Consider the following 12,792-nt stretch of genomic DNA (forward strand, 5'->3'; position numbering starts at 1 on the left):
TATTTTTCTCTCCTTTATAGTTTGATTGTCTGATTTTCATCTGCTGATTTAACCTCAGCTTCTGCGATACGGATCGTTTCCATTGTACTTTCTAACGGACAAGCTGCTTGTGGATCTGTGTTATCAATAATTGATTGAGCAAAATGTTTGATTTCGATATAATAACCGCTTTCATTATCGATATTAGGAGTGAAACTTTCTTCATTATTTGGATAGTCAGTGAATTTTTTATTTTCTAAAATGATTGTTCCATGTTCAAATGAGAATCTAAAACGCATTTCAAAACCAAAATCTTCATTATTAATCGTCCAGTTGTCTTGCGCGTTAACAACAATATCATCAAAATTATAATTGGTAGAAACCATATCATACCCGCTGCCTTCGAAATAAACTTTCCCTTTAGTATGGACATCTTTAGGCGTTCCCAACAGCCAATTAATTGTGTCAACATCATGAATATGTTGATCTAGCAAGCAGCCGCCGGAACGCTCCCGATCCAACAACCAATTGTCCCACGACCATAATGGCGTTGTACCGCCTCTAAACAAAGCCACTTCATTCAACGCACCATAGCGTCCACTATCAATCGTATCTTTTATATATCGATAAGAAGGGAAAAAGCGTAACGTTTGACCAATCATTAAATAACGACTATATTTTTTGCTAGCATCAATCATTTCTTGGCAAGCTTCAGTGGTAATTGCCATTGGTTTTTCACAAAAAACATGTAGGCCTAGCGACATCGCTTTTATTGCATAAGGGGCATGGATAAATGTAGGTAGACACAAATCAACATAATCTAATTCTTCATTCGCAATCATTTCTTCCATGTCGGTATAGAAATTAAATTTTGTAAAGTCAATGCTTCTGTCGCTGACATCGATATTGCCTTGAGTTAATTTTCCATTTCTCTTTTCTTCATTTACATCACAAATTGCTACTAGCTTTAGTGGAAAACCTTCATCCATCAAACGTTTATAAATACCTAAATGTGAACTTCCCATAAATCCTAAGCCGACTAAACCAACTCTCAACATTTTGATTCCTCCAATTTATAATTTTGTAATATAACTTAATGCACCCGCTGTATCGAGTGCTAGTTGCTGCCCGTTCATTTTGTAGGGAGATAGTTCACACGTCAGCGGACCATCATAACCGATTTCCTTTAACTCAGCTACACAAGCCTTCCAATTTATATCTCCTTGCAATAAATTAGTAAAGCCTTGAATACTGCCAATGCTTTGCTTAAAATCTTTGACATGGATTTTAGCAATTTTATCTCCTAAAATCCTGATCCATTGTTCTGGGAACCCATATTGTAAAATATTACCAATATCAAAGTATGCTCCTACATAAGCACTATTTATTTCATCAAGTAACTGTCTAAATTCCAATGGAGATAATAAAAATTTATTCCAGACATTTTCTAAACCAATTACAATTTTTTGTTCTTCCGCATAGGGTGCCAATTCAAGTAAGGCATTTTTAGCATATTCATAAGCTTTGTCATATGATTGATCACTTGTCACTAAACCTGGAACAACTAAAATTGTATCTCCTCCCAAACTTTTACAAAGATCAATCATTCTACGAATGATCAGCTTGCCTTTTTCCCGCGTTTTTTCGTCATTACTATTCAAAGGATAGGTCCAATGTAAAGCAGTCGATAAACTTGAAATTGGTAATTGATATTTGTCTACTAATCGTTTGATCCTAGACAATGTATTTTCATCAGCATCCAATGTTAAATCTAGTTTTTCTGCTAAGGCTAAGTCTTTTGATACAATTGATTCCGTTACCACATTCTCAGTAACGTTTAATTCAATCGTGTCAAACCCAGCTTCCTTTGTAACCTTAAATTGTTCTTCTAATGAAAAATCTTTCGGTAGTGACCAAACATTCATTCCTTTTTTCACTATCATCCCTCCTTCTGAGATATTGATCAAACATCGATTGCCTGTTTTTTCTTTGCTGATTCAAATGCAGCTTGGGTAATTAATACAGTATATAACCCATCTTCTCCACTAACTGGTGCTGGCAAATCATTTTCGATAGCTTCAATAAAAGCTTTGAACATCAGATGATCCATATTCTCTTCAAAATAAAAATCTTTCCTTTTTTGTTGATCGTCAGAATAAATTTGCATCTTACGACCAAAACCATCGACTATGACATAACCTTTTTCAAAAACCACTTCCAAAATTGCATCTCCCCAAATTGGATAACTCGTTGGTCGATTCCAAGAAGTATCTAGGGACATAATCGTTTTTTCTTTGAATTGAATGTTGACTAACCCAATGTCTTCCACAGGCAAATTAGTTTCGCTCTTTCCAATAAAGGCTGATATTTTTTCAGGTGTAAGTTGAAATAAATAATTAACTAGATCACTTATATGCACCGTATGATCTATCAATGCACCTCCTCCAGATAAAAGCGGGTCAATAAACCACCCTCCAGGATTTTTCCCATGATTGGACGCATTTATTGCTAAGACTGGTCCGTAATCTTCTTCCAGCATAATTTTCTTTAAATCTTGTACCGGTTGACTAAAACGAACTGGGTGTGCAACCATTAGCTTTACTTGATTTATTTTAGCTGCTTCAATCATTTCTGCCGCATCAGTCATGCTTAATGCCATTGGCTTTTCTACAATGATATGTTTACCTGCTTCACATGCTGAAAGTGTCAATTCTTTATGAAAAACATTTTCTGAGCAAACCAGAACCGTATCACAATCTGTTGATAAAACCTCTTCTACTGTCGGATAAGTTGTTAAATTTCTCTCTCGACAAAATTTTTCTGCGTTATTTAAATGATGGTCGTAAACGCCTGTTATTTCAATATTTGCCGACTGTAATTCATATACATAACTTTCTGCGTGCATATGAGCAATTCCTAAAATCCCGACCTTCATAGTTATTGTTCACTCCCTACTTCTTTCAAATATTTAAGAGCAGAACTAAATTCCATTTCGTCATCATCGCTTTCAAAATAGTCCAATTGAAAATCAAATGCACTAAAAGCATTGTCAGCTGCGCTATCATATTGCACCATTCCATCATTTGAAACCACTTCAACTTTAAAATATGGCTCTTGAATAGATGAATAAGTAGCTAGTGCAAGATTGAATAACGATTCATCATTAAATTGTCCATTAGCAATTTGAGTATTTTGATTCTGTTGTACAATTAAATCAGTTATTTCTATCTGACTTGCTGACAAAGCAATTTTTAACTCAAGTATAAATTGCAACCCTTTCTCTAAAAAATCTTCTAGAGACTCTTGGTTTTTTGGTTGATAATAGCTTAATCTCAGAAATGTAGCTTGTGTTATTCCCCCATCCTTACAAGCATTCAAAACCTTTTTTGCAAACAACATTCTATTCACCTCTTGTGGAATCCGCTTTCATTTATTACAATTAGAATACTCGATGTAATGATCAGAATATTTAGAAAAAAATCTCCTTTATTTGCAAATTAAGCTACTGTCCTAAAAAATTTGTTTTAGTGATCAATCATTTTAAATCTTTGTGAGGTGTAATATTTGGAACAAAATTCTTATTATATCAGCGTTTTGCCTATAAAAAGAATCTATGGGCTAGACATAATTACTTTGAAAAAGAATAATACTTATCAAATTAACAGTACTCCTCAATTTATTTTTTACTATGTGGAAGCAGGAAATGTGAAGCTTATTACAAATGAGCAGGAGCTTTTTTTACAAGGCGGGGAAAGTATCATTCTATCAAATAAAGCTTCTTTTGAATTCATTAATGATACCTGCGACTCAACAAGTATGATTGCTGTTACTTTTAATATTTTCACAGAGGATACTGCCATTCAGCCAGTGATTAAACAAAAAACTCGTTTATCTGAAAATCAAAAAAATTTGATAAAGGATATTGTTTTGAAAGCTCAAGCTTTATACGAGCCCCTATCCATCGAGTGTTTTGATATGCAGAGTCTTAATCAGCAAGCTGACCCATTTGATGAACGAATTCTCTATCTACATTTTGCAGAATTACTTTATACGATCGTTCAAAATTACCAGCGAAATCTCATTTGTGATAAAAAAATGTACCGAAAAAATAATAAACAAGATGTCGTTTCGGAAATTTTAAAATTTATGGAAGAACATTTGGATAAAAATTACTCTGTTGAAGAGCTAGCAAACCTTTTTTTTATCAGCCCTTCCTATATCAAAAAAATCTTTAAGGAACACACCGGTTACAGCATTATTAACTACTATAAAACACTAAAGATGGAACAAGCTAAAGATTTAATTCAAAAAGAAGATATGAGTTTTACTGATATTGGACTATCTCTTGGTTACGATAGTATTCATCATTTTTCTAATACTTTTAAAAAATACACAGGATTAAGTCCTTCCAAATATAAACAATCAATCAATATCGTCAGACAAAAAATCAATTATTTTAGTTAGGAGTTATTGCTTATGCATTTAGAAAATCAGCATGCCCTCTCAGTAGTTAGTGCCGGAAAAATTGGTATTGTAAACTTTACAAGACTAACGCTAGCAACTCACTGCGATACAATTAGCGAAAAGGAAGCTATCATGAAAGATGTATTAGGCTTTGTTCGTTCTTTACATCAAGGAAGGATCGATACTGTATATGCAACTTGTCACAAAGATGAAGCAGTTTATTTAATTTCATTACAGTTTTTCAATCACTCATTAGCAAATATTCTATTGGATTTTTCTTATAAAGATTCTGATAATTATTTAAAAAAATTTGAAATCACCGGTGATCGTGGCATTTATCAATACGATTCTCAACAAGAGAACTCCTTTTCATCAAACTTTTTGAACAGTGGTTCTTATCAAGCCGAAACAGAATTCTCTCCTGTCGATAATATTTGGTTAAATGAACTATTAAGAGAAATCGAACTGAGTATTCGTGGCAATCAATTAATTCACTGATACTAGGAGGACAAAGATGAAAGTTGGAATTATCGGCTGTGCACACATGCAGGCTAAAATCTATACAAATATTTTTAAACAAGAAAATGTTGAGGTTGTTGGCATATTTGATCAAAATTCATTGCGTGGAAATCAATTTGCTAAAGAAATGGGCATTATCTTTTTTAAAAGTTTAGATAGAATACTTACAACATCCATTGATACCGTTTTAATTTGTTCAGAAAATTCACTTCACTATGATTATGTTTTAGCAGCTTCAATTCATAAAAAAAATATTATTGTTGAAAAACCATTAGCCTTAACCACCCAAACTGCATTGCACATGATTGCAGCTTGTCAGGAGGCTCATGTCAAATTATTGGTTGCACATCCTATTCGCTTTTCACAAACAATTCTTGATTTAAAAAACTATTATGAAGCAGGTGAATTAGGGACTATTTATGCGTTAAATTGTACAAATCGTGGAAAAAAACCAGGAGGATGGTTTTTAGATAAGGAATTATCTGGTGGTGGTGCAATTTTAGATCACATGGTTCATCTAATCGATTTATCTCGTTGGTTATTCAATTTTGAAATCGATTCAATTTTAGCACGAGCACAAAAACAGCCTGGCAGTGAAATCGAGGAAGCGGGTTTAATCAATATTACTTTTACTAATGGTGTAATATTAAGTTTGGATACTTCTTGGAATCGGCCTTTAAATTATCCCGTTTGGGGCGATGTGGATCTAGAGATCATTAGCGAAAAAGGCTACACATTTATTGATGCTATTGGACGTAAAGTTGATTACTACGCAGATAATGAAATTCATAATTACTTGAACTATGAGAAAGATATGGACGAGCGGATGATTCAAACCTTTATTGCTACTATTGACCAAGATTTACCTGAAGCTGTTAGTGGTGCTGATGGGCTTTACACCATTCAAATTGCCACTTTAGCTTATCTCTCACTGAAACAAAAAAGAGTGATTTATCGAAATGAATTTGATGAATTATTGCATCAAGATTTTACGCAAAATTAAAAGAAAGGATGTCAAAAACTGACATCCTTCTTTCATTCATTTAAATCTATTAAAGTCTTTCAAGACCTAATCATTTTATGCTGATCAATTGAATCTTGTGCATCCAAAGCCAATAATGACGCTAACATGCTTGATTCTAGATTAGAGATTGGTTTTTTACCTGTGCGGATTGCTGAAATAAAATCAGCCAACTGCTCCTCATCACCTGGTTCCATTTGAACTTCTTCGTGATTATTTTGATAAATCATTACTTCGTCCTTTAGACGATGGTAAATTTTAATTTCGTTACTAGCATCATCAAATGTTAGATGTCCCATAGAGCCAAAGATTTTAAATTCTCGCTGATAAAAAGCATCAAACAGACATAGCTGATAAGAAAGTTGAACACCGTTCCGATACTGCACCATCACACTATTATGATCATCTACATCAATCTCACTATTAAAAACACAACTATCCGGCCAGTCTTCTGACCATTTAATTTTCTTTTCTTTAGCTATATTTTGAATGCTTTCTTCACAAACATCACTTATCTCACAATTGCTGCAATGTAAATCGTTAGAAACTTCATGACCAAATTTTTTTAAAGCACCTGGTTTTCCCATGACCGATAAGCGACCAAAAGCCATTACTTCGTTTGGTTGACTGTCAATATACCAGTTAGCGATATCTAAAGAGTGAGTCGCTTTTTGCAATAATAGGCTAGTTGATTTCTCACGTGTTCGATGCCAATCATGAAAATAAGCGTACCCTCCATATTGAATGTGATCAATAACATTGACCATCTGAATTTCACCAATCATTCCCTTTTCTAGTAACTCTTTAACTTTTTGATAGGAACGAGCATAGCGTAATACGTAGCCAACTTCAAAAGCTTTGGGATAATCAATTAACGCTAATTTGATTTGTTCAATTTTCTCTCGACTAACTTCTAATGGTTTTTCACAAAGAATATGTTTTTTCTTCTCAATCGCTGCTAAAATAATTTCAGCATGCGTATCATCTGGAGTCGCGATAAAAACTGCATCGACTTCTTCATTTGCTAACAATTCTTGATAGGAAGTCGTGTGCGCAATCTCTGGAAACTTATCAAAATTTTTCCCCAGAGCATCACAAACCATCACTATTTGACAATCTTTATTGACCATGATTGTTCTTAAAGCATATTTATAACCCCTATTACCCAGCCCAATAATACCAAATCTAATCATCATTTGATTTTCCCTTCTTGGTTCTCTCACCCTCATTCTAGAAAAGGAATTAAAAAAAAGCAAGTCAATGAATATTATAATCGATCTCCTTTAGAGTGAATTTTTATGCTATTGATTTTTCACAGTAATTTTCTTTTAATTAAATTCATACTTACTTTGTTTTTCTGTAAACGGTCCGTAAAGAAATCACTTTAAAGACTAAAAAAGACACAGCGTACAAAACACGCTGCATCTTTAGCTTTTATTCAAATGTTCTCCAATCAATCAGCGAGGTCCTACTTAACTTTTTAAGTTTTTTCCTCACTAAACTTCGTTGGTTTACTAATCGTTCTGTTCTTTTGCTTATGATTTAGCTTCGTTTTCTTGTTGCAAGGCTTTTAGACCTGCCATGTTAAGCAAGTTCCATGGTGTATCGAATTCCGGTTGGAAGAAGAAATCCGCATAAGCTAGTTGATCGATCGTAAATTTTGTTTGGATCGCAATGGAAATCGCATTGATGTTTGCTGTCAAATCTTTTTTCGACATGACTTGTGCGCCTAAGATCTCATGAGTCGCTGGATCATAGACTAATTTGAACAACATCCGCTCTTTCATATTTTCTGGAACAAAATCCATTAACGTTGCTTGATCCAATAAGACTGATTGAGTCTTGATGCCTAACCGACTTGCCATTTGATCATTCAATCCAGTTGAAGCAAATTTATAATTAAACACCCGTAGTGCTGATGAACCTTGAACCCCAGGGAATGGGAATTTCGCATCGACTAAATTTTTAACTGCATAACGTCCTTGACGTCGTGCATTTGTTGCTAGCGAAATATTGACTTCCGTTTTACCCGGATTGTATTGGATCAGTGTTGCGTCACCGACTGCAAAAACATCTTCAGCGCTTGTCCGCATATATTCATCGGTCTTGATCATCCCGTTTGGATGCATAGCGACTGCATCTTTTAACCAAGCGGTATTGGGTCTAACACCGGCGGACATCACAACCATTTCAGCTGGATATTCCCCTTTATCCGTTACGACCTTCTTGACTTTTCCATCTTCACCGACAAATTCCATGACTTTTTCTTCCATAGCTAACTTGATGCCATTTTCTGTCATTTCTTTTTCTAAAATATCGGTAAAACTTTGATCAAGATAAACCCCTAATGGACGAGTGATAATGTCAACGACCGTCACATTTTTGCCTGCTTTCGCGAAAGCTTCTGCTGCTTCGATCCCAATATACCCACCGCCAACAACTACGACATTTTGGATATCCGGATCTACTGAGTGAATTCTAAGATCGATCGTGTCTTGACGACCGCGCATCGTTTCGATATTTTTCAGCTCATGACCGGGAACAGGTAAGATAAATGGATTAGCCCCAGGACTTAAAATCAATTTATCGTAACTTTCTGTTCGAGTTTGACCACTGATGTGATCCAATACTTCAACTTCATGTTTATCAGGTACTACTTTGGTGATTTCAGTGTTTGTAAAAACGCGAACCCCGCGTTGTTCCATCTCTTCGGCAGTCATGTAACGAATTGAATTAACGTCTTTCACGACTCCTTCAAGATACATTTGCGTGCCTCATCCCATAAATGAGATAAAGTCACCTTTTTCGTACCATTGCACTTCCGCATTGGGATGCGTCAACAGTAATTCTTCGACTGCTTCGTAGCCGCCGTGTGAAGATCCTAAAACAATAACCTTCATCAAAATCCCTCCTAATTAGTTTGATACATTTTTATTGTAACGTAACTCCACTAGAAAAGGATAAATTTTGACTCGTAAATAAGAATGATTCTAAAACACGATTAATAATCATCTGGCTTTTAAATTTTTTGTTCGATACCGGTCACTTCAATGACTAAGACTCGTGTCAAAAAAGGAAATTCTTTTTTCATTTGATCTACGATTTCACCGAATGAAACAAAACTAGCCGTTCCAAAAACGTGAAATCCTGTTCCTGGCCCGACCAGCCCTTCTACTTCGCGACTTCCGATTGTTAAAAGAACCTGATCGTTTTCTGCTAAGTCTTGTTCGACACTATGCATCCCAGCTGCTGGAATATATAACTTATCTCCATCTACCTTCACATAAGAATTCCATGTATTGACCGCATGATAGTAACCTGCCGTGCTTGAAATAATAGTTACGACCCCTTCATGTTCAAGAACTGCTAAAAATGTATCATTAAATATCATAAATCATCTCTCCAATCTATCTAAGATAATCTACAGATATCATAGAATAGTAAAAATGTAAATCAGTACTGCTTACTAAAAAGAGAGAGTCAATTCTACATTTGATCTTTTAGCTAAATGAGAATCTATAGTTAATTCCTGCTGTAATTGGCACTAAATTGCTCAAACATCAAAATAGTTATTCTGTTAAATGATACTATTCGTGTTTTCTAACCTCACAGACATCTTCTGCTGCTTCATTTAAAAAAAGATTGTATTTTCTAAAAAGAGGTGTATATTACTAAAAGTAAAAAATAGTACGCAACTGCGTAAAAGAAAAGGAAGCTCTTAATGGTACCGGATAAACAAAGAACACTAATTTTTATCAATATTTTGATTAGCTGTATTGCATCTTCAATGCTGGCGACGGCTTTGACTACCGCCTTACCGACAATGGTTACCGATTTTCATGTATCAGTAACAACCGGGCAATGGCTGACAAGCGGATATGCACTGGCGATGGGAATAATGATGCCGCTGACAGCTTTTTTAATCGTTCGTTTTCCAACAAAGAAATTATATTTATTTGCAATTGGTTTATTTATTTTAGGTTTAATCGCCTGCGTTTTAGCCCCAAATTTTTCCGTTCTGATGCTCGGTCGGATATTACAAGCATGCGGAAATGGAATTCTGTCTTCAATGGCACAAGTAATTTTATTAACGATCTATCCTCTTGAAAAAAGAGGCAGCATTATGGGCTGGTACGGCCTGTCCATCGGTGCCGCTCCAGTCATCGCTCCAACGATTGCCGGAATACTAGTAGATGTAAGCAGCTGGCGGATGATTTTTTACGCTGCAATCGTGATCATGGCAATCTCCCTTATTTTTTCCTTCCTAGTATTTGATGATGTCTTAGAAAATAGAAAACAAAAATTTGATAGTCTTTCTTTTGTTTTAAGTGGATTAGCTTATGGCGGAATCACGCTGGGGATTGGAACGATCGGTACTTATAGCTTGGTTTCTTATCAGACACTTTTGCCGCTGCTGATTGGTTTTGGCGCAATGATTATTTTTGCGAAACGACAATTTCATTTAGCAGAACCGTTTTTAGATTTGCGAGTATTGCAGTCGAATGTATTTGTGATCAGTTTGATCGGCAGTATGTTATTGTATTTTCTGATGATGGGCTCATCGATTATTTTACCGCTATATGTCCAATCGATCGCCGGCTATTCAGCAACGATTTCTGGTTTAGTAACACTGCCTGGATCATTAGCCATGACGCTGATCAGTCCGTTCACTGGCAGATTCTATGATCGTTTCGGAATAAAAAAACTATTCATCATCGGCGCCATCGCATTATTGTTTAGTAATTTTGGGATGGTATTGATTACGATGAAAACATCGATTCTCATCGTAGCAGGTTTGAATGTTCTTCGGAGTATTGCGATCGGCTGCTTGATGATGCCACTTGTGACTTGGGGCATGAGTGATATCAAACAATCTTTAACAGCACACGGGACTGCACTACTAACTTCTTTACGTACGATTGCCGGTGCGATTGGTTCAGCGGTCTTTGTCAGCATCATGACCGGTGTAACCAAACATTCGGCTCTTTCCTTTGGCAGCAATGCCCAAATTCATGGACTAAATGTTACCTTTATCTTTATGAGCTGTTCGGCTCTAGTTTTAGTCGCTTTTGCCTTTTTCTCAAAAACGACTGCCAAAGTTTCAGCCAATTAGAACGACAAAAAAACGTAAAAAAGCTGATCTTCGCGGCTTTTTTACGTTTTTTAACTTATCCAGTGAATAGTTTGGATACTGTCAGATATTTTTTATTTTGCTTCAATTCTTCTAAGCAACAGCCAGGATACTGCCACGATCACTGCTGAAAGGAAAAGCAGCATGGCTGAAGAGACGTACGGTGATATCCTTACACCTTCGTTCGTCTGATAAATACCTGCGAACAATAACATGAATTTTTGTACAACTGCTTGAAAACCACTAAACCAGATACCCAATACTACGATCAACGGTGCTAACAGCGCCAATCCCAAAATTATCAAATACTTTATTTTTTTGCTGACACGATACAGTAAAAGCGACGTGAAGTGGAACAAACTGATCATGGCAAAAAACATTGCAAAATTCCATAGAAATAATCCGCTGATGTCGTCAGAATATAACAGTGAGTACAACACGATATTGTCTGCAAACTCAAATGAAATCAGCGAGACGATTGCTGTAACTGATCCTAAAAACACACTCATCATCAATGTGGAAACAATGTTTGACAGATAATAGGTTTTACGTGAGATTCCATTGATGATTGAAAAAGTGAAGGCCTCCTTAAACAATTCAAACCCAACAAACATCCCAAAAATAAACGCCGCTGCATCGATTGAGCCTACGGGACCCGGCACACCTTTGAGGACGATCCCTAACACTAAATTGATGCTGAGGATCAACAACAAAATCCCTACTAAAATTTTAGAGGAATATAGATGGTATAAAATAAGATTCTTTAATCGTCTTTTATCTATGACTTGCCTCCTTCAAAATTTTCACATAGGCTTTATTCAAACTGTCTCCTTGAGCAATCTCTGCCAAACTTCCTTGTCTGAGGATCTTGCCTCGATTGATAATCAAAACCTCTTCTAAAACCGGCTCCACCTCATCGATTAAATGCGTACTGATCAGAATTAGATTTTTGTGCAGTTGATGGTATTCATTTAGTACTTCATAAAATAATTCACGATACAAAGAATCGATCCCCAACACCGGCTCATCCAAGATCATAATCTTAGCGTTACTAGCCAATGATACGATGACTTTAAAGATCGTATAATAACCCGTTGACAGACTGTTTGTTTTCTTGTTTAAATCAAGATCAAACTTAGTTGCTAAACTCTTCGCATAGGCTATATCAAATCGAGCAAAGAAACGCGACTCCCAGACTAGCAGATCTTTCATCTTGATATCTTTGGGATAGCGATCTTTTTCCGTTACATAAAAAATTTCTCCTTGAACAAATTCATTTTCAGTCACATTTGCACCGTCTAACAATACCTCGCCATCAGTTGGAAACGCACGGTTGGCAATGATTTTCATCATCGTTGTTTTACCAGCACCATTTGCACCTAAAATACCATAAATTTTACCATCAGGAATCTCTAGAGTGATGTTATCCAGTGCCTTTTTGTCCTCATAAATTTTAGTCAAATTTTTTAACTGTAGCATCGGCTTTTCCTCACAGTCTTTATTTATATAAAAAATTATACTATATATCCTTACTGAAAGATATTTTGTGCTATGGCGAAAAGGACAGGTTGATAAAAACAACAGCAGCAAATAATTTCTCCATTAGATTTATAGGCGTTTTGACGAATAATTTTTTTGAAATAGACAAAAAAATCGCGCTTTACTCCGATTGCTTCAA

The 12,792-nt window shown here is 35.6% G+C and carries 13 protein-coding genes; 4 read left to right on the plus strand and 9 right to left on the minus strand.

Annotated elements, in window-relative coordinates; genetic code table 11:
- Nucleotides 1-14 precede the first annotated feature (14 nt).
- Genes FFM68_RS02500 through FFM68_RS02515 form a run of 4 tightly spaced genes read right to left on the minus strand, consistent with a single transcriptional unit; the run spans nt 15 to nt 3,378 of the window.
- Nucleotides 15-1,037, minus strand: coding sequence for a Gfo/Idh/MocA family protein (locus FFM68_RS02500; protein ID WP_137617866.1), 1,023 nt, complete (start codon nt 1,035-1,037; stop codon nt 15-17).
- A 15-nt stretch (nt 1,038-1,052) separates the two neighbouring features.
- The gene (locus tag FFM68_RS02505; protein ID WP_137617867.1) at nt 1,053-1,916 is read right to left on the minus strand and encodes a sugar phosphate isomerase/epimerase family protein; all 864 of its coding nucleotides are present in this window, start codon (nt 1,914-1,916) and stop codon (nt 1,053-1,055) included.
- A gap of 26 nt (nt 1,917-1,942) precedes the next feature.
- Nucleotides 1,943-2,914, minus strand: coding sequence for a Gfo/Idh/MocA family protein (locus tag FFM68_RS02510; RefSeq protein ID WP_137617868.1), 972 nt, complete (start codon nt 2,912-2,914; stop codon nt 1,943-1,945).
- Between the two features lie 2 nt (nt 2,915-2,916).
- Nucleotides 2,917-3,378 carry a hypothetical protein gene (locus tag FFM68_RS02515; protein WP_137617869.1) on the minus strand — a complete coding sequence of 154 codons (462 nt, stop codon included), beginning with the start codon at nt 3,376-3,378 and terminating at the stop codon, nt 2,917-2,919.
- Nucleotides 3,379-3,543: 165 nt separating this feature from the next.
- On the opposite strand from FFM68_RS02515, the gene FFM68_RS02520 reads away from it, so the two are divergent.
- The 3 genes from FFM68_RS02520 to FFM68_RS02530 are packed head-to-tail and all read left to right on the plus strand — an operon-like array spanning nt 3,544 to nt 5,965.
- Nucleotides 3,544-4,443: a helix-turn-helix domain-containing protein gene (locus FFM68_RS02520; protein WP_137617870.1), complete on the plus strand. Its 900-nt coding sequence runs from the start codon at nt 3,544-3,546 to the stop codon at nt 4,441-4,443.
- Between the two features lie 12 nt (nt 4,444-4,455).
- Complete coding sequence (locus tag FFM68_RS02525) at nt 4,456-4,941, plus strand: hypothetical protein (protein WP_137617871.1); 486 nt, start codon at nt 4,456-4,458, stop codon at nt 4,939-4,941.
- A gap of 16 nt (nt 4,942-4,957) precedes the next feature.
- Complete coding sequence (locus tag FFM68_RS02530; RefSeq protein ID WP_137617872.1) at nt 4,958-5,965, plus strand: Gfo/Idh/MocA family protein; 1,008 nt, start codon at nt 4,958-4,960, stop codon at nt 5,963-5,965.
- A gap of 59 nt (nt 5,966-6,024) precedes the next feature.
- Here FFM68_RS02530 and FFM68_RS02535 read toward each other — a convergent pair whose 3' ends face one another.
- The 3 genes from FFM68_RS02535 to FFM68_RS02550 form a co-directional block, all read right to left on the minus strand.
- Nucleotides 6,025-7,179 (minus strand): Gfo/Idh/MocA family protein, encoded by a 1,155-nt coding sequence (locus FFM68_RS02535; protein ID WP_137618135.1) that lies wholly within the window; start codon nt 7,177-7,179, stop codon nt 6,025-6,027.
- A gap of 339 nt (nt 7,180-7,518) precedes the next feature.
- Entirely contained in the window at nt 7,519-8,883 is a 1,365-nt protein-coding gene (locus FFM68_RS02540) for an FAD-dependent oxidoreductase (RefSeq protein WP_239585053.1), read from the minus strand.
- Between the two features lie 119 nt (nt 8,884-9,002).
- A complete protein-coding gene (locus tag FFM68_RS02550) occupies nt 9,003-9,374 on the minus strand; it encodes a pyridoxamine 5'-phosphate oxidase family protein (RefSeq protein ID WP_137617875.1) in 372 nt (123 codons plus the stop codon).
- Between the two features lie 330 nt (nt 9,375-9,704).
- Between FFM68_RS02550 and FFM68_RS02555 the strand changes: the two genes are divergently transcribed.
- Entirely contained in the window at nt 9,705-11,096 is a 1,392-nt protein-coding gene (locus FFM68_RS02555; RefSeq protein ID WP_137617876.1) for an MDR family MFS transporter, read from the plus strand.
- A 92-nt stretch (nt 11,097-11,188) separates the two neighbouring features.
- Here FFM68_RS02555 and FFM68_RS02560 read toward each other — a convergent pair whose 3' ends face one another.
- Both FFM68_RS02560 and FFM68_RS02565 read right to left on the minus strand, forming a co-directional pair.
- Nucleotides 11,189-11,824, minus strand: a complete 636-nt coding sequence (locus tag FFM68_RS02560; protein ID WP_167483439.1) for a hypothetical protein — start codon at nt 11,822-11,824, stop codon at nt 11,189-11,191.
- Between the two features lie 64 nt (nt 11,825-11,888).
- The gene (locus FFM68_RS02565; protein WP_137617878.1) at nt 11,889-12,593 is read right to left on the minus strand and encodes an ABC transporter ATP-binding protein; all 705 of its coding nucleotides are present in this window, start codon (nt 12,591-12,593) and stop codon (nt 11,889-11,891) included.
- Nucleotides 12,594-12,792 lie beyond the last annotated feature (199 nt).

It is taken from the genome of Enterococcus xiangfangensis (assembly GCF_005405365.1).
GTDB classification, from domain to species: domain Bacteria; phylum Bacillota; class Bacilli; order Lactobacillales; family Enterococcaceae; genus Enterococcus_A; species Enterococcus_A xiangfangensis.